Here is a 16,914-nt window from a genome sequence, read left to right as displayed (position 1 = left end):
TGGTTGCGCTATCGATGGTCCGCCAGCGCGTTCACTTCCACGGTGACGTGGGCCAGCTCCTCGTGCACGGCCAGGGCCTTGCGCACGTTATCCGCCTCCAGCGGCAAGCTGCTCGCCAGGCTGAGGATGCAGGCATACTGGTCCTTACCCACGCGCCACACGTGCAGGTCGGTGATGGTGGCAGGCACCGGCAACTGGGCCACCACTTCGCGGATTTCCTCGACCACCGGTGCATCCATCTCGGCATCGAGCAGCACGCGCCCGGTGTCGTGCAGCAGGCCCTTGGCCCACACCGCCACCAGCACCGCACCCACCAGGCCCATTACCGGGTCCAGCCAGCCGGCACCCCAGAACTTGCCCGCCAACAGCGCGACGATGGCCAGCAGCGAGGTGGCGGCGTCGGCGATCACGTGCAGGTAGGCCGAGCGCAGGTTCAGGTCCTGGTGATGGTGATGGCCGTGATGGTGATGATCGTGCTCATGATGATGGTGGTGGTCATCGCGTAGCAGCCAGGCGCAGACAAGGTTCACGGCCAGGCCTACGACGCCGATGGCGATGGCTTGGTCATAGTGGATCGGCCCTGGTGTCAGCAGCCGTTCCACCGACTGGAACGCCATCAGGCCGGCCACGCCCAGCAAGAGCAGGGCACTGGAATAGCCGCCGAGGATCTCGATCTTCCAGGTGCCGAAGGCGAAGCGCCGGTCGCCTGCATAGCGCCGTGCCGCCGCATAGGCCAGCAGCGACAGGCCCAGGGCCAAGGCATGGGAGCTCATGTGCCAGCCGTCGGCCAGCAGCGCCATGGAGTTGAAGTACCAGCCGCCGGTGATCTCGGCCACCATCATCAGGGCCGTGAGCCAAACGGCCAGGCGTGTCTTGCGCTCGGCGCCGAGGTTGCTGGTATGGAACTGATGGCTGTGCAGCCACTTGTCTGAGGTGTGCGCCACCATGGTTTATCATGCTCCAGAATGTGTGCGGCACATACTATACCCCAGTATACCTATGAAGGTGCGAGGCTGAATGGCACATACCATCAAGAGCAAGAAACAACTGCTGACCCGCGTGCGCAAGATCAAAGGCCAGGCGGCCGCTTTGGAGGCCGCGCTCGAGCAGGACAAAGACTGCCTGGGCATCCTGCAGCAGATCGCTGCGGTGCGGGGGGCGGTGAATGGGCTGATGGCCGAGGTCATGGAAGGGCATATCCGCGAGCACCTGGTGGCCGACGGGTTGAGTGCCCAGGCGCGGCAGGAAGAGGCCGACAAGGTGGCGGCGTTGTTGCGGTCTTACCTCAAGTGAGGTGTCCGTTGCGCCAGGCTCACGCTGAAAATGCGCCGCTTGTCGATGCGCTGGGTGATCTGGAAACGGGGTTTGAGCTGGTAGATCGATGGCACGGCGAAGTCCCTTTCATGGCGCGACATGGCGCGACATGGCGGGGATTGTGGGGACAGAATCCGGCTGGGCTGCAAGCGGCAAATGTCTTACATGTGAACCGGATGAGGCTTATTCAAAAGGACTAAATGGCCGCTTGTCGTCTTGCATGTGCATAGTGTGTATTACTCTTTGTTTTTGCCAATATCGATGTGTACCATACACATCAACGGCCGAAGGAAGGGTGAATGCGCAGTAGGGACGTGATCCAGCTCATCGAAGCGGATGGGTGGTATGAGGTGGAGGTGAAAGGAAGCCATCATCAGTTCAGGCATCCCATAAAGCGAGGAAGGGTTACGGTTCCCCATCCTAAAAGTGATTTGCCAAAGGGCACTGTGCACAACATCTTGAAACAAGCTGGCCTGAAATAGGATCGGTCGCGATGCTCGAGCAGGTTTACCACCTCGAACCTTTATGGAGATAGTCGATGAAGTTCCCAGTCGTATTGCACAAAGACGTTGATTCGGACTACGGCGTCATCGTGCCTGATGTACCTGGCTGTTTCTCCGCCGGTGCTAGCGTCGCTCAAGCGCTGGAGAATGTTCAGGAGGCTCTGACGTTGCATTTCGAAGGGCTGGTGGCGGATGGCGAGACGTTGCCACAAGCGCAAGAAGTCGATGTTCATGTCGTGAATCCCGATTACGCCGGAGGAATATGGGCGGTCGTGGATTTTGATGTGACGCCCTATCTGGGGAAGGCGGTGCGTTTCAACGCCACGCTGCCAGAGAACCTGTTGCAACGCATTGATGAGAAAGTGAAACGTGATCATCGCTATGCTTCTCGCTCCGGCTTCCTGGCCTCGGCCGCTTTGCGTGAATTGGCCGCGGCGCATTAGTGAAATAGGCTGCTTTGCAACTCCCATAGGGAGTAGCCCCAGAAACATCGGATTTTCCCTCTTTGCGTAGTCCGTTTGCGAAACATACTCTCGCCGCACTTCTGCCATTGCGATGGGTATTGTTCCCCCTCTAGTCTCGCCGGGTCGTTGCCCATTCAGCGACCGGGTTTAGCAGCCCATTCAATATCAGGCTCAAGTGCTCACCTCAGTGCGAAATCGCTTCGCGTCATGGTGGCTGTGTACGGGGCACCTTCGGGTGCGCCGGGTGCCTGACGCTTGAGTCAGCCCTGGCGGAGCAGGGGGGCAGCAACCTGATGTGGGCGGCCCATTACCTCAGCGGCATGGCCAAGGCGTTGATGGATGATGCAGCGGAAGGGCTTGAGGCGAACAGGTCCTGAGCCTGCTGTTGCCTGATCTACCGCAATCGCGGGCAAGCCCGCTCCCACAGGTTCTCCGCGGCCCTTGAGAGCGGCGCGGAACTTGTGGGAGCGGGCTTGCCCGCGATTGCGATAGACCAGGCGCCGGAGGACCGCAGTCGTTCCCAGTGGTAGGAGGCTGCTTGTTGGTCAATGTCGGGCGGAGGACGGGCTGAGCATCTCGATCATCTGGATATCGAAATCCCGCTCCAGGTACTCCATGCGCTGCTCGAAGAACTCACGCATGTGCGGCAGGGCCGAATGCACGTCCAGGTCGGCCTTGCTGGCCCATACCTCGTAGAACACGAACAGGCTTGGGTCTTCCTTGTCGCGCAGCATGTGGTATTCGATGCAGCCCGGCTCCTGGCGGCTGGGCTCGACATAGGCCCGGAACAACTGCTCGAAGGCTTCAGCCTTTTCCGGGCGGGTCTTGGCTTTGAGGATGAAGGCGTATTGCTCTGTCATGTGCATGGGCCTCGAAGGCAGGGAAGATGAGCGCATTCTAAAGCAACAATATGTTTTTCATTCGTGTCCTCGGCGCAAATGTATTTTGCCATCGAGCCGCTTTTTCTCTGGCCCTCGCCTGCCTAATCTGCCGCCATCCATTCGACCTGCTCACGAGGCCCACCCATGAAAAAGATTCTCCTGCTCAACGGCGGCAAACGCTTCGCCCACTCCGACGGTCGCCTGAACGAGACCTTGCATGAAGCTGCCTTGGCCCACCTGGATCGCGCAGGTTTCGATGTGAAGCAGACCTTCATCGATGGTGGCTACGACGCCCAGGAAGAAGTCGAGAAATTCCTCTGGGCCGACGTGGTGATCTGGCAGATGCCCGGCTGGTGGATGGGCGCGCCCTGGACTGTGAAGCAATACATCGACGAGGTCTTCACCGCCGGCCACGGCAGCCTGTACGCCAATGACGGCCGTACCCGCTCCGACGCCTCGCAGAAATACGGCAGTGGCGGCTTGATCCAGGGCAAGCAGTACATGCTCTCGCTGACTTGGAATGCCCCACAGCAGGCTTTCGACGACCCGAGCGACTTCTTCGAGGGTAAGGGTGTGGATGCGGTGTACTTCCCGTTCCACAAGGCCAACCAGTTCCTGGGTATGACCGGCCTGCCGACCTTCCTGGCCGTGGACGTGATGAAGCGCCCGGATGTACCGGCGGCGCTGGCGGCCTACGAAGCGCACCTGGACCGGGTGTTCGGCAAGGCTTGATGATGTTGCCCTAGCCCCATCGCCGGCAAGCCGGCTCCCACTGTTCTGCGCTCACCGCTAGCCTGTGGGAGCAGGCTGGCCCTGCGATTGGGCCGCGCAGCGGCCTCTTGCACCGATCCGTTTCACCCGCTATCTATCAGGGCTACTTCCACTCAAGGCCTACCGCGTGAAAACCCGATCCGAAGAACTCCAGGTATTCGTCGCCGTCATCGATTGCGGCTCGATCTCCGCCGCTGCCGAACAGATCGGCCAGACCCCCTCGGCGGTCAGCCGTACGTTGTCGCGGCTGGAAACCAAGCTCGGCACCACGTTGGTCAACCGCACTACCCGGCGCATGGACCTGACCGAGGAAGGGCGTTTCTTCCTGGAGCGCTCGCGGCGCATCCTCGAGCAGATGGACGACATGGAAGAGCACCTGTCCATGCACAACCAGACGCCTTCCGGGCGCCTGCGCATCAATGCCGCAGCGCCCTTCATGCTGCACGCCATCCTGCCGTGGATCGGCGAGTTCCGCCGCCAGTACCCTGGCATCGAGCTGGAACTGAACACCGACGACCTGATCATCGACCTGCTGGAACAGAGCACCGACGTGGCCATCCGCATCGGCGACCTGGCCGACTCCAGCCTGCATGCGCGTTCACTCGGCTGTAGCCCGATCCAGGTGCTGGCCAGCCCCGACTACCTGGCACGCCACGGCACGCCGCAAACGGTCGAAGAGCTGAAGGACCATTGCCTGCTCGGCTTCAGCCAGCCTGAGTCGCTCAACCGCTGGCCGTTGCGCCATGCCCAGGGCGACCATTGGCAGATCCGCCCCAGCCTGATCGCCTCCAGCGGCGAGACCCTGCGCCAGCTGGCGCTGGCCGGCGAGGGCATCGTCAGCCTGTCGCACTTCATGAGCCATGAGGACATCCGTACCGGCCGCCTGCAGGTGGTGCTGGGCGAGTTCAACAACGGCTATCGCCAGCCGATCCATGCGGTGTACTACCGCAATACAAAGCTGGCGCTGCGCATCCAGTGTTTCCTGGATTTCATCCAGCAGAAGCTGGCGATGTATGCCTACTGAGTTGCCTGAATACGACAAGACCTGTGCATAGGCGGCGCTGGTTTCCTACGGTGTTTGCTTAGTCGAAGCGCTTCGGCCTTAATGACTGATCAACAAAAACAACACCAAGGAAGTGCGCATGCGTATTGTCATGTTCCAGTCCATGGCCCTCGGGGCCGCGATTCTGAGCTGTTCGTCTGCTTTTGCGGTGTCCCTTGAGGGGGGAGCCGTTGCTGCGCCTGATCAATATGGCGCACAGGTGGCCGCCGATATCCTCAAGAAGGGCGGCAACGCGGTGGATGCCGCCGTAGCCACGGCTTTCACCCTGGCGGTGACCTACCCAGAAGCTGGCAACATCGGCGGCGGTGGCTTCATGACCTTGTTCGTCGACGGCAAGCCGTACTTCCTCGACTACCGCGAAGTGGCGCCGAAGGCCGCCACCCGCAACATGTACCTGGACGGAAAAGGCGAGGTGATCGAGAACCTCAGCCTGGTCGGCGTGCGTGCGGCCGGTGTACCTGGCACGGTGATGGGCCTGTGGGAAGCGCACCAGAAGTTCGGCAAGCTGCCCTGGAGCGAGCTGCTGACCCCGGCCATCGGGTATGCGAAAAACGGTTTCAAGGTGGCCGAAAAGCAATACCAGTACCGCAATGATGCCCAGGGCCTGTTCAAGACGGCCACCAACTTCAACGACTACTTCGGCACCATGAAGGTGGGCGAGCTGTTCAAGCAGCCCGAGCTGGCCCAGACCCTGGAGCGCATTGCCGACAAGGGCGTGAGCGAGTTCTACCAGGGCAAGACCGCCGACCTGCTGGTGGCGCAGATGCAGGCCGACAAGGGCCTGATCACCAAGGCCGACCTGAAGGACTACAAGGCCGTGTGGCGCGAGCCGATGGCGATCAGCTGGCGCGGCAACATGGTCTACACCGCACCGCCGCCGAGCTCCGGCGGCGTGGCCCTGGCCCAGCTGCTGGGCATCAAGGAAGCGCGCGCGGCAGACTTCAAGGGGGTGGAACACAACTCGGCCAAGTACATTCACCTGCTGTCCGAAATCGAGAAGCGGGTGTTCGCCGACCGCGCCGATTACCTCGGTGACCCCGCCTTCACCCAGGTGCCGGTCGACAAGCTTGTCGCCCAGGACTACCTCGCCAAGCGCGCTGCCCAGGTGAACCCGAGTACCATCTCCAAGACCGAAGATGTAAAGCCGGGCCTGGAGCCGCACCAGACCACGCACTTTTCCATCGTCGACAAGCAGGGCAATGCGGTGAGCAACACCTATACCCTCAACCTGGACTACGGCAGCGGCGTGGTGGTCAAGGGCGCGGGCTTCCTGCTCAACGACGAGATGGACGACTTCAGCGCCAAGCCAGGCGCAGCCAACGCCTTTGGCGTAGTGGGCGGCGATGCCAATGCCATCGAGCCGGGCAAGCGCATGCTCTCGTCCATGAGCCCGAGCCTGGTGACCCGTGACGGCAAAGTGGCGCTGGTGCTCGGCACACCGGGCGGTTCGCGCATCTTTACGTCGATCTTCCAGGTGATGAACAACCTGTACGACTACCGCATGCCGCTGGAGAAGGCGGTGGCAGCGCAGCGGGTGCACCACCAGTTGCTGCCCAAGGACACCATCTACTACGACAGCTATGCGCCGCTGACCGGCAAGGTGGCCGATGAGCTGAAGCAGATGGGCTATGTGCTGGAGGACCAGGGGTGGGAGATGGGCGATATCCAGGCGATCCGGGTGACCGGGGAGCAGCTGGAAACCGCCTCTGACCCGCGTGGGCGAGGTGTGGGGATGATCGTCAAGTAATCAGGTAGCGGGGCCGCCTTTCGCGGCACAAGGCCGCTCCTACATAGGCAGCGCTGTGCCTGTAGGAGCGGCCTTGTGCCGCGAAAGGGCTGCAAAGCAGCCCCAACCACTCAGACACGGAACTTGCTCACCAGCATCTGCAGGTGCCCACCCAACCGCGCCAGCTCCACGCTGGACGCTGCCGTCTCGTCGCTGGCCGTCGCTGTCTGCTCCGACACATCCCGCACGTTCAGGATGCTGCGGCTGATTTCCTCGGCCACCGCGCTCTGCTCTTCGGCTGCCGCGGCGATTTGCTGGTTCATCGACTGGATGTTCGACACCGTGCGGGTGATGTTGTCCAGCGAGGCGCCGGCCTTGCGTGCCAGCTCGACGCTGCTGTCGGTCAGGCTGCGGCTGCCGTTCATGACGTCGGCCACCTGCTGGGTGCCGTTCTGCAGGCTGGCCACCAGGCCTTCGATCTCTTCGGTGGACTGCTGGGTGCGCTGCGCCAGGCCGCGGACCTCGTCGGCGACCACGGCGAAGCCACGCCCGGCCTCACCGGCACGGGCGGCTTCGATGGCGGCGTTGAGCGCCAGCAGGTTGGTCTGCTCGGCCACCGACTTGATCACGTCCATGACGCTGCCGATCTTCTGGCTTTCCTGCTGCAGCAGGCTCATGGCCTCGGTGGAGCGGTGCACTTCCTCGGCCAGGCGTTCGATCTGGCTGATGGCTTCGCCGACCACACGGTCACCGGCACGGGCTTCGTCATCGGCACCGGTCGCGGCGTGGGAAGCCTGCTCGGCATTGCGCGCCACCTCCTGCACGGTAGCGGCCATTTCATGCATGGCGGTGGCCACCTGGTCGGTCTCGACCTTCTGGCTGTTGGCGCCGGCACTGGTCTGTTCGGTGACGGCCGAGAGCTGTTCGGCGGCGCTGGCGATCTGGGTGACGCCGTCGCGAATACCGGTAATCAATTCACGCAGGGTGGCGCCCATGCGGGCAATGCCCTGCTGCAGCACACCCAGCTCGTCGCGACGGGTGATACGCAGGTCCTGGGTGAGGTCGCCGCTGGCGATCTTTTCCACAGCATCCAGGGTTTCGCGCAGCGGGCGGGTGATCTGGCGGGTGATGAGCACGGCGGCCAGCACGCCGACCAGCAAGGCCAGGAGCGTGGCGATGGTTTGCAGGCTGCGAGCCTGGAGGCTTTCCTGGTCGCGACGGTCGAGCTGGATCTGGTACAGCTGGTCGCTGCGCTTGACGATGTCGGCGCCTTGCACGGTCATTTCCGCGCGGGCCACGGCGATCTGGGCCAGCGCCTCACGGAACTGGGAAACGGCGGCGCGGTAGGCTTGCAGGCCGTTCTCGAACTGCTGCACGCGGGTCACATCGTTGGGCAATTCACGCTTGAGGCCGTCGATTTCCGCCAGGGCGCTATCGAGTTTACGCAAGGCGGCCTGCTCGGCGTCGGCGCTCTGGTCGGCAATATAGCTACGCACGTCCAGGCGCACCTGGGCCAGGGTCTGCTTGGCCTTGCTGATCAGTTGGTACTGGGCCAGACGGGTGCTGTCGGCATCGGTGCTGGCGAGCACGTCGCGGCTGATCGCCTCGATCGGCTCGTTGGCCAGGGCGGCCGCCTTGCCCATGGCGTCGCGGGCGGCGAGGCTGGCGTTGTAGCCCTTGCGCATCTTGTCCAGCGAGACGCGGTACTCGCTGATGGTCTGGCCCTGTTCACGCAACAGCTTGAGGTTTTCCGGGCTCTTGAAGGTATTGACCAGGTGCTGCTGCTGGGCGCCGAAGGCATCGAGCTTGGCCAGCACATTGGCCGCCGAGGTGTCGTCGCCGTTGGTCAGCATGTACTGCAGGCGCGCCACGCGCAGGTTGGTCAGGTCACTGTTGAGCTTGGTGATGTCGCTCATCCAGTTGCTGCGGTCGATCAGGCTGCCCAGGCTGGTCCAGCCGGTCAGGGCCAGAAGGCCGGTCAGAAGCAGGACCAGGCCGAAGCCCAGGCCGAGTTTGAGGTTGACGCTGATATTGGCAAACCAGCCGTTCATGGCACGCTCTCCAGAAATTGATTTCGCTCGCTTGATCTCCAATCGCTGGGCATTGTTGTTATCGGGGCCCGCTGATTCCTGTGCGGGTTATCGGCAGCTGGGGACGAAGCTGAAACGCTTTTTCAGCGGATTTGTAACCTGCTGAAAACGTTTGCGTTTTGGAGAGGGCGGGGGCTGCTTTGCAGCCCGTTCGCGGCACAAGGCCGCTCCTACAGGCACCGCGAAACTGGAGCGGCCTTGTGCCGCGAACGGGCCGCAAAGCGGCCCCATTTCACAAACTACGCGCGCCGAAGGTATCGCAGCGGTTCACATCGCCACTGGAGAACCCGGCCTTGAACCAGCGCACGCGCTGTTGGGAGGTGCCGTGGGTGAAGGAGTCCGGCACGACGCGGCCCTGGCCCTGCTGCTGCAGACGGTCGTCGCCGATGGCGTTGGCGGCGTTGAGGGCTTCTTCCACGTCGCCCGGCTCCAGCCAGTTCAGGCGCTTCTGCGCCTGGTAGGCCCATACGCCCGCCAGGCAGTCGGCCTGCAGCTCCTGGCGCACCAGCAGGCCGTTGTCGCCTTCCATGCGCTGGCCGCTGCGCCGTGCGGCGTCGACCTTGGCCGAGACGCCGAGCAGGGTTTGCACGTGGTGGCCGATCTCGTGAGCGATCACATAGGCCTGGGCGAAGTCGCCGGCGGCGGCGAAGCGGGTTTCCATTTCGCGGAAGAAGGTCATGTCCAGGTATACCCGTTGGTCGGCCGGGCAGTAGAAGGGGCCGACCGCCGAGGAGGCGAAGCCGCAGGCGGAGTTCACCTGGCCGCTGAACAGCACCAGCTTGGGGTCGCGGTACTGCTTGCCGCCCTGGGCGAACAAGGCCTTCCAGGTGTCCTCGGTATCGCCGAGGATCGAGGCGACGAATTCGGCCTGTTCGTCGTTGGCGGGCGGGGCCTTGCTGCCCGCGCTGGTTGGCGCCTGTTGCTGTTGTTGCTCCATCTGCCCGGTGAGCTGGCCGAGGATCTGCAACGGGTCTTGCCCGGTGATCCAGCCGATGCCGACGATCAGCAGGATGGCGCCGAGCCCCAGGCCCTTGCCACCACCGAAGCGCATGCCGCCAGGGCCACCACCGCCGCCTCGGGCATCGACCACATTGTCGCTACGTCGGCCTTTTCGCCATTCCATGTACTGTTCTCCGAGGGCTTGTAACGTGAGGAGCAAGAGTAGCCAGTGACGCGGCAACTGTCAGGCGGCTTGGGGCCGCTTTGCGGCCCTTTCGCGGCACGAGGCCGCTCCAACAGGGGCCAAGTTCAACGCCGAACCAGCAGCACGCCGCTTTCCATGTGGTGGGTATACGGGAACTGGTCGAACAACGCGCACCGCTCGATGCGATGGGTGTCGTGCAACTGGGCGATGTTCGCCGCCAGCGTCTCGGGGTTGCAGGAAATGTACAGGATCCGCTCGAACCTGCGGGTCAGCTCGCAAGTGTCCGGGTCCATCCCGGCACGTGGCGGGTCGACGAACACCGTGCCGAAGTCGTAGCTTTTCAGGTCGATCCCTTCCAGGCGGCGGAACGGGCGCACTTCGTTCAGCGCCTGGGTCAGCTCTTCGGCCGACAGGCGCACCAGGCGCACGTTGCTCACGTCGTTCTCGTCGAGGTTGCTCAGCGCGGCATTGACCGAGGTCTTGCTGATTTCGGTCGCCAGCACTTGGCGTACCCGGGTGGCCAGGGGCAGGGTGAAATTGCCGTTGCCGCAGTACAGCTCCAGCAGGTCATCGTCGCGCTGGCCGATGGCATCGAAAGCCCAGGTCAGCATCTTCTGGTTCACCGCACCGTTGGGCTGGGTGAACGCGCCCTCGGGTTGGCGGTAGCTGAACACGCGGCCTGCGACGTCGAGCTTCTCCACTGCATAGTCACGGCCGATCACCAGGCGCTTGCCCTTGGAGCGGCCGATCAGGCTCACGCCCAGGTCGGCGGCCAGCTGGCGTGCGGCCGCTTCCCAGGCGTCGTCCAGCGGGCGGTGGTAGCACAGGGTGACCATGGCATCGCCGGCCAGGGTGGTGAGGAACTCTACCTGGAAGAGGCGGTTGCTCAGTGCTTCGCTGGCCTGCCAGGCGGCCTTCAGGCGGGGCATCAGCGCGTTGATGCGCTGGCTGGCAATGGGGAAGTCGTCGATCAGGATCGCCTTGTGCTTCTCGCCCGGGGCGAACATCGCGTAGTGGCGCTGCCCATCCTCACGCCACAGGCGGAATTCGGCGCGCAGGCGATAGTGCTCGCGGGGCGAGTCGAACACCGCCGGCTCTGGCGCGCCGAAGGGCGCCAGCAATTCGCGCAGGCGCTCGACCTTGGCTTCGAGCTGCGGGGTGTAGGCGGAAAGGTCGAAGACAGCACTCATGCGTTGAACCAGCCCAGCTTGATGACGAACAGGATGGAAAGGATCACCAGCGCCGGGTTCAGGTCGCCGCGGCGGCCGGAAATCAGCTTGATGGCGGTCCAGGTGATGAAGCCGAAGGCGATACCGTTGGCGATCGAATAGGTCAGCGGCATGGCCAGCGCGGTGACGACCACCGGCGCGGCCTCGGTGACGTCGTCCCAGTTTATTTCCGCCAGGCCCGAGGCCATCAGCACCGCGACGAACAGCAGCGCCGGGGCGGTGGCGAAGGCCGGCACGCTACCGGCCAATGGGGCGAAGAACAGCGCCAGCAGGAACAGGATCGCCACCACGATGGCGGTCAGGCCTGTGCGGCCGCCGGCGCTTACGCCTGCGGCGGATTCGATGTAGCTGGTGGTGGTGGACGTGCCCAGCAGCGAACCGGCCATGGCTGCGGTGCTGTCGGCGATCAGGGCACGGCCCATCTTCGGCATGTGGCCGTCCTTGCCCATCAGGCCGGCGCGCTTGGCTACGCCGATCAGGGTGCCGGAATTGTCGAACAGGTCGACGAACAGGAAGGCGAAGATCACGCTGATCAGGCCTACGTCCAGGGCGCCGGCGATGTCCAGTTGCAGGAAGGTCGGGGCCAGCGAAGGTGGCATCGACACCACCCCGGCGAACGGCGTGACGCCCATCAGGATCGACGCCAGGGTCACGGCGAGGATACCGATCAGCACGGCGCCACGAACCTTCATCGCTTCCAGGGCCACGATCAGGAAGAAGCCCAGGGTGGCGAGGATCGGTGCCGGTTGCTTGAGGTCGCCCAGGCCCACCAGGGTGGCCGGGTTGTCGACGACGATGCCGGCGTTATGCAGGGCGATCAGTGCCAGGAACAGGCCGATACCCGCAGCGATGGCCGAGCGCAGCGGCAGGGGGATGCTGTTCACGATCCATTCGCGGATACGGAAGATCGACAACAGGAAGAACAGCACTGCCGAAAGGAAGACCGCGCCCAGGGCCACCTGCCAGGTGTGGCCCATGTGCAGCACCACGGTGTAGGTGAAGAAGGCGTTCAGGCCCATGCCCGGCGCCAGGGCGATCGGGTAGTTGGCGATCACGCCCATGGTCACCGAGCCGATGGCCGCGGCCAGGCAGGTGGCGACGAAGATCGCGCCTTTGTCCATGCCAGTCTCGCCGAGGATGCTCGGGTTGACGAACAGGATGTAGGCCATGGCCAGGAAGGTGGTGACGCCCGCGAGAATCTCGGTGCGCACGTTGGTGTTGTGTGCTCTTAGTTGAAACAGCCTGTCCAGCATGCCCGCTCCCCAAGGCGCCCCCGGCGCCGTGAATGTATCGACCCCAATCAGCAAAGCACAGACCGTACCGGTTGCCGTGGTTTTCTGCGGGGCGGAAAAAAGCCGCGCATCATACCAGCATGGATGGCGAGGGCCTATGGCTACGGGACAGGGCGGGATATGCGGTTGTCTGTGCGGGCCCAATCGCGGGACAAGCCCACACAGGTACAACGCCGTCTTCAAGACAGCGGTAGACCTGTGGGCTTGCCCCGCGATTGCGTCGGTATGGTCAGCCGCCGTGCAGCCGGTCGCGCTGGGCCAGGGTCGGGAACAACCTCATCCACGCCCCGGTCACCACCAGCGTACCCACGCCCCCCAGCACCACCGCCGGCACCGTGCCGAACCAGTGCGCCGTCAACCCCGATTCGAACTCGCCCAACTGGTTGGAGGCGCCGATGAACAAGCCGTTCACCGCGCTGACCCGACCACGCATCTCGTCCGGCGTCTCCAGCTGCACGAAGGCACCGCGGATGACCATGCTGATCATGTCCGCCGCACCTAGCACCACCAGCACCGCCAACGAGAACCAGAACGAAGTGGACAGGCCGAAGGCGATGGTCGCCATGCCGAACACGCCGACGGCGGTGAACATGGTCAGGCCAACCTTGCGTTCCACCGGGAAACGCGCCAGCCATAGCGACATCAGCAGCGCGCCCACCGCCGGTGCCGAGCGCAACAGCCCCAGGCCCCAGGCGCCGGTGAGCAGGATGTCCTTGGCGAATACCGGTAGCAACGCAGTGGCACCGCCCAGCAGTACAGCGAACAAGTCCAGGGATATCGCTCCGAAGATGTCCGGGCGGCTGCGGATGAAGCGGATCCCGGCCAGCAACGACTCCAGGCTGGCGCGCCCGCGCTGGGCCACCTGCTGGCGGGCATCGAGGCTCAGGGTGAGCAGACACGCGATCACGTACAGCGCCACGGTCGGGCCATACACCCAGATACTGCCGAAGGCATAGAGCAAGCCGCCCACCGCCGGAGCGACGATGGTCGCCGCCTGGGTAGCCGAGGCCGAGGCCGCCACTGCCCGCGGGAACAACCCGGTCGGCACCACGTTGGGCAGCAGCGCCTGGGTGGCCGGCATTTCGAAGGACCGTGTGGCACCGAGCAGGAAGGCGAGGGCGAAGATCAGCTCGCGGCTGACGTTATCGGTGGCGCTGCCCACTGCCAGGGCCAGGGCGATCAGCGCTTGCAGGCTCTGGCACAAGGCGGCGACGCGGCGCCGGTCATAGCGGTCGGCGACATGGCCGGTGTGCAACATGAACAGCACGCGCGGGGCGAATTCCACGAGCCCCACCAGGCCCAGGTCCAGCACGTTGCCGGTCAGCTGGTAGAGGTGCCAGCCGATGGCTACCGTGAGCATCTGGAAGCCACTGGCGGTGAACACCCGGGCCAGCCAGAAGGCCAGGAAAGGGCGGTGGTGACGCAGCAGCTGCACAGCGGAATCGGACATCGGTAAGCCTTGACTTCGGCGCGGTAGAGGGGTTGCAGGGTATCACCTGTTTGTAACAAATGGTTGCTGTTTGCCGGGTTCGACACTTTTCACCGCGCCCTGCAAGGCGGTGGGACAACTGGTCACGCGGCAATCAACCACACGGCTCGCCTGGCCATTCGGGTCTATGCTTCCCAACATTCGTTGACCTGGGTCAATCGTTCCAGATGCAACGATCCGGCCGTTGGCCGCAATCCCTGCGATCGAACAGAACAATTCCATAACGCCGCACTCGATAACCGTGGGGGCAGTGGGCGTCAGGGCCACGAGCCCGGACGCTGGATTACCTGAAGAGGAAGCACTATGTTCGGTTTAGAGGCCTTGGAGCTCGCCCGAATCCAGTTTGCGTTTACCGTGTCCTTTCACATCCTGTTCCCGGCCATCACCATTGGCCTGGCGAGCTACCTGGCAGTCCTCGAAGGCCTCTGGCTGAGGACGCACAACAACGTCTACCGTGACCTCTACCACTTCTGGTCGAAGATCTTCGCCGTCAACTTCGGCATGGGCGTGGTCTCGGGCCTGGTCATGGCCTACCAGTTCGGCACCAACTGGAGCCGCTTTTCCGACTTCGCCGGCGCGATCACCGGCCCCTTGCTGACGTATGAAGTCCTCACCGCCTTCTTCCTCGAAGCCGGTTTCCTGGGCGTGATGCTGTTCGGCTGGAACCGCGTGGGCCGAGGGCTGCATTTCTTCGCCACGGTCATGGTGGCGCTCGGCACCCTGGTCTCGACCTTCTGGATCCTGGCGTCGAACAGCTGGATGCAGACCCCCCAGGGCCACGAGATCATCGATGGCCGGGTGGTACCGGTGGACTGGCTGGCGGTGATCTTCAACCCGTCCTTCCCCTTCCGCCTGATGCACATGGCCACCGCCGCGTTCGTGTCCACGGCCTTCTTCGTCGGTGCTTCTGCGGCCTGGCACCTGCTGCGCGGACGTGATAACCCGGCGGTGCGCAAGATGCTGTCCATGGCGATGTGGATGGCCCTGATCGTGGCGCCGATCCAGGCGGTGATCGGCGACTTCCATGGCCTGAACACCCTCAAGCACCAGCCGGTGAAGATCGCGGCCATCGAAGGGCACTGGGAGAACAAGCCCGGTGAAGCGACCCCGTTGATCCTGTTCGGCCTCCCCGACATGGAAGCCGAGACCACCCGCTTCAAGATCGAAATCCCGGCGCTGGGCAGCCTGATCCTCACCCACAGCCTGGACAAGCAGGTACCGGCGATGAAGGAGTTCCCGCCAGAGGATCGCCCCAACTCGACCATCGTGTTCTGGTCGTTCCGGGTCATGGTCGGCCTGGGCCTGCTGATGATCGCCGCCGGTTTCTGGAGCCTGTGGCTGCGCAAGCGCGGCACCTTGTACAGTTCGCGGCCGTTCTTGCACTTCGTGCTATGGATGGGCCCTTCGGGCTTGATCGCCCTGCTGGCCGGCTGGTTCACCACCGAGATCGGGCGCCAGCCGTGGGTGGTCTATGGCCTGATGCGCACCGCCGATGGTGTGTCCAACCACAGCTACGGCCAGCTCGGCCTGACCTTGGTGATTTTCGTGGTGGTCTACTTCGCCCTGTTCGGTACGGGCCTTGGCTACATGATGCGCCTGGTGCGCAAGGGGCCGAAGACCGGCGAGGGCGACGAGCACAACCCTGGTGGCCCTGGCCAGAAACGTACGCCGGCGCGGCCGTTGTCCGCCGCCGATGAAGGCCATGAGGCCGACTCTGCCAGCTTGAGCAAGGGGAACTGAGCCATGGGTATCGACCTTCCGTTGATCTGGGCCGTGATCATCATCTTCGGCGTCATGATGTACGTGGTGATGGACGGCTTCGACTTGGGCATCGGCATGCTCTTCCCCTTCGTCAAGGGCGAGCGTGACCGTGATGTGATGATGAACACTGTCGCCCCCGTGTGGGACGGCAACGAGACCTGGCTGGTGCTGGGCGGGGCCGGGCTGTTCGGCGCCTTCCCGATGGCCTATTCGGTGGTCCTCGAGGCGTTGTACCTGCCGTTGATCCTGATGCTGGTGGGGCTGATCTTCCGCGGCGTGGCCTTCGAGTTCCGCTTCAAGGCCACGGCCGAGAAGCGCCATATCTGGGACAAGGCGTTCATCTGGGGCTCGCTGGTGGCGACCTTCTTCCAGGGCGTGGCCCTGGGTGCCTTCATCGAGGGCTTCAAGGTGGTGGACCGGCACTATGCCGGCGGCACCCTGGACTGGCTGACGCCCTTCAGCCTGTTCTCCGGCGTGGGCCTGATCGTCGCCTACACCCTGCTGGGCTGCACCTGGCTGATCATGAAGACCGAAGGGCCGTTGCAACAGCAGATGCACGACCTGGGCAAGCCCCTGGCGCTGGTGCTGTTGGCGGTCATCGGCATTGTCAGCCTGTGGACGCCGCTGGCCTACCCGCAGATCGCCGACCGTTGGTTCAGCATGCCGAACCTGATCTGGTTCATGCCGGTGCCGATCCTGGTGTTGGTGACCTTCTACGGGTTGCTGCGGGCGGTGGCACGCAATGCACACTACACGCCGTTCCTGCTGACGCTGGTATTGATCTTCCTGGGCTACAGCGGCCTCGGGATCAGCCTGTGGCCGAACATCATCCCGCCATCGATCTCCATCTGGGACGCTGCGGCACCACCGCAGAGCCAGGGCTTCATGCTGGTGGGGACGTTGTTCATCCTGCCGTTCATCCTCGGGTACACCTTCTGGAGCTACTACGTGTTCCGTGGCAAGGTCACCCATGAGCACGGCTATCACTAGGGAGGCCCGGTGATGATGGTTGAAGAGAAGAAGCCGTTCTGGCAGCGCCTGGGCTGGCTGGTGCTGATCTGGGCGGGGAGTGTGGCAGCACTGGGCATCGTGGCCTGGCTGATGCGGATGTTCATGAGTGCGGCGGGGTTGAGTACCCACTGAAGTCATCGCTGGCCCAATCGCCGGCAAGCCGGCTCCTACAGGTC

The 16,914-nt window shown here is 63.7% G+C and carries 18 protein-coding genes and 1 pseudogene; 10 read left to right on the top strand and 9 right to left on the bottom strand.

Annotation, left to right across the window (positions count from 1 at the left end):
- Positions 1-8: 8 nt before the first annotated feature.
- The gene (gene dmeF, locus ACXHGZ_RS18295) at positions 9-947 is read right to left on the bottom strand and encodes a CDF family Co(II)/Ni(II) efflux transporter DmeF (protein WP_480460835.1); all 939 of its coding nucleotides are present in this window, start codon (positions 945-947) and stop codon (positions 9-11) included.
- Between the two features lie 70 nt (positions 948-1,017).
- Between dmeF and ACXHGZ_RS18290 the strand changes: the two genes are divergently transcribed.
- Positions 1,018-1,293, top strand: coding sequence for a metal/formaldehyde-sensitive transcriptional repressor (locus tag ACXHGZ_RS18290; RefSeq protein ID WP_084858469.1), 276 nt, complete (start codon positions 1,018-1,020; stop codon positions 1,291-1,293).
- On the opposite strand, the gene ACXHGZ_RS18285 is transcribed toward ACXHGZ_RS18290, so the two are convergent.
- Positions 1,281-1,415 carry a hypothetical protein gene (locus tag ACXHGZ_RS18285; RefSeq protein ID WP_480460832.1) on the bottom strand — a complete coding sequence of 45 codons (135 nt, stop codon included), beginning with the start codon at positions 1,413-1,415 and terminating at the stop codon, positions 1,281-1,283. The two genes, ACXHGZ_RS18290 and ACXHGZ_RS18285, sit on opposite strands and share 13 nt — an antisense overlap.
- Before the next feature lie 198 nt (positions 1,416-1,613).
- On the opposite strand from ACXHGZ_RS18285, the gene ACXHGZ_RS18280 reads away from it, so the two are divergent.
- The 3 genes from ACXHGZ_RS18280 to ACXHGZ_RS18270 all read left to right on the top strand — a co-directional run bounded on the left by ACXHGZ_RS18280 (position 1,614) and on the right by ACXHGZ_RS18270 (position 2,658).
- Positions 1,614-1,796: a type II toxin-antitoxin system HicA family toxin gene (locus tag ACXHGZ_RS18280; protein WP_196143798.1), complete on the top strand. Its 183-nt coding sequence runs from the start codon at positions 1,614-1,616 to the stop codon at positions 1,794-1,796.
- 56 nt (positions 1,797-1,852) lie between these two features.
- Positions 1,853-2,260, top strand: a complete 408-nt coding sequence (locus ACXHGZ_RS18275) for a type II toxin-antitoxin system HicB family antitoxin (RefSeq protein WP_368830037.1) — start codon at positions 1,853-1,855, stop codon at positions 2,258-2,260.
- 185 nt (positions 2,261-2,445) lie between these two features.
- Positions 2,446-2,658 carry a DUF3077 domain-containing protein gene (locus tag ACXHGZ_RS18270; protein ID WP_480464095.1) on the top strand — a complete coding sequence of 71 codons (213 nt, stop codon included), beginning with the start codon at positions 2,446-2,448 and terminating at the stop codon, positions 2,656-2,658.
- Between the two features lie 168 nt (positions 2,659-2,826).
- On the opposite strand, the gene ACXHGZ_RS18265 is transcribed toward ACXHGZ_RS18270, so the two are convergent.
- Positions 2,827-3,141 carry a putative quinol monooxygenase gene (locus ACXHGZ_RS18265; RefSeq protein WP_368830035.1) on the bottom strand — a complete coding sequence of 105 codons (315 nt, stop codon included), beginning with the start codon at positions 3,139-3,141 and terminating at the stop codon, positions 2,827-2,829.
- 165 nt (positions 3,142-3,306) lie between these two features.
- Here ACXHGZ_RS18265 and mdaB point away from each other — a divergent pair, with 165 nt between their 5' ends.
- From mdaB to ggt, 3 genes are all read left to right on the top strand, one after another.
- Positions 3,307-3,894 (top strand): NADPH:quinone oxidoreductase MdaB, encoded by a 588-nt coding sequence (gene mdaB / locus ACXHGZ_RS18260; RefSeq protein ID WP_084858465.1) that lies wholly within the window; start codon positions 3,307-3,309, stop codon positions 3,892-3,894.
- A gap of 166 nt (positions 3,895-4,060) precedes the next feature.
- Complete coding sequence (locus tag ACXHGZ_RS18255; protein ID WP_480460829.1) at positions 4,061-4,957, top strand: LysR family transcriptional regulator; 897 nt, start codon at positions 4,061-4,063, stop codon at positions 4,955-4,957.
- 118 nt (positions 4,958-5,075) lie between these two features.
- Positions 5,076-6,743, top strand: coding sequence for a gamma-glutamyltransferase (gene ggt, locus ACXHGZ_RS18250; RefSeq protein WP_480460828.1), 1,668 nt, complete (start codon positions 5,076-5,078; stop codon positions 6,741-6,743).
- Between the two features lie 110 nt (positions 6,744-6,853).
- Here ggt and ACXHGZ_RS18245 read toward each other — a convergent pair whose 3' ends face one another.
- From ACXHGZ_RS18245 to ACXHGZ_RS18220, 6 genes and pseudogenes are all read right to left on the bottom strand, one after another.
- Positions 6,854-7,558: a methyl-accepting chemotaxis protein gene (locus ACXHGZ_RS18245; protein ID WP_480464094.1), complete on the bottom strand. Its 705-nt coding sequence runs from the start codon at positions 7,556-7,558 to the stop codon at positions 6,854-6,856.
- A gap of 198 nt (positions 7,559-7,756) precedes the next feature.
- A pseudogene (locus ACXHGZ_RS18240) lies at positions 7,757-8,638 on the bottom strand (methyl-accepting chemotaxis protein); the annotation flags it as partial.
- Between the two features lie 406 nt (positions 8,639-9,044).
- Positions 9,045-9,935: a KPN_02809 family neutral zinc metallopeptidase gene (gene ypfJ / locus ACXHGZ_RS18235; RefSeq protein ID WP_480460826.1), complete on the bottom strand. Its 891-nt coding sequence runs from the start codon at positions 9,933-9,935 to the stop codon at positions 9,045-9,047.
- Positions 9,936-10,060: 125 nt separating this feature from the next.
- The gene (trmA, locus tag ACXHGZ_RS18230) at positions 10,061-11,146 is read right to left on the bottom strand and encodes a tRNA (uridine(54)-C5)-methyltransferase TrmA (RefSeq protein WP_480460824.1); all 1,086 of its coding nucleotides are present in this window, start codon (positions 11,144-11,146) and stop codon (positions 10,061-10,063) included.
- Positions 11,143-12,438 (bottom strand): NCS2 family permease, encoded by a 1,296-nt coding sequence (locus ACXHGZ_RS18225; protein ID WP_196143789.1) that lies wholly within the window; start codon positions 12,436-12,438, stop codon positions 11,143-11,145. Before ACXHGZ_RS18225 ends, trmA begins: the two co-directional genes overlap by 4 nt.
- A 268-nt stretch (positions 12,439-12,706) precedes the next feature.
- On the bottom strand, positions 12,707-13,927 hold the full coding sequence (locus ACXHGZ_RS18220) for an MFS transporter (RefSeq protein WP_480460821.1): 1,221 nt from the start codon (positions 13,925-13,927) through the stop codon (positions 12,707-12,709).
- Positions 13,928-14,269: 342 nt separating this feature from the next.
- Here ACXHGZ_RS18220 and ACXHGZ_RS18215 point away from each other — a divergent pair, with 342 nt between their 5' ends.
- The 3 genes from ACXHGZ_RS18215 to ACXHGZ_RS18205 are packed head-to-tail and all read left to right on the top strand — an operon-like array spanning position 14,270 to position 16,870.
- Positions 14,270-15,706, top strand: a complete 1,437-nt coding sequence (locus tag ACXHGZ_RS18215; RefSeq protein ID WP_480460819.1) for a cytochrome ubiquinol oxidase subunit I — start codon at positions 14,270-14,272, stop codon at positions 15,704-15,706.
- Between the two features lie 3 nt (positions 15,707-15,709).
- Positions 15,710-16,717: a cytochrome d ubiquinol oxidase subunit II gene (gene cydB, locus ACXHGZ_RS18210; protein WP_480460816.1), complete on the top strand. Its 1,008-nt coding sequence runs from the start codon at positions 15,710-15,712 to the stop codon at positions 16,715-16,717.
- Between the two features lie 12 nt (positions 16,718-16,729).
- The gene (locus ACXHGZ_RS18205; RefSeq protein ID WP_480460814.1) at positions 16,730-16,870 is read left to right on the top strand and encodes a DUF2474 domain-containing protein; all 141 of its coding nucleotides are present in this window, start codon (positions 16,730-16,732) and stop codon (positions 16,868-16,870) included.
- Positions 16,871-16,914: the final 44 nt, after the last annotated feature.

It is taken from the genome of Pseudomonas shiyinii (assembly GCF_056725765.1).
The sequence above is the reverse complement of the archived record's forward strand: the minus strand, read 5'-3'. Positions and strand labels throughout refer to the sequence as shown.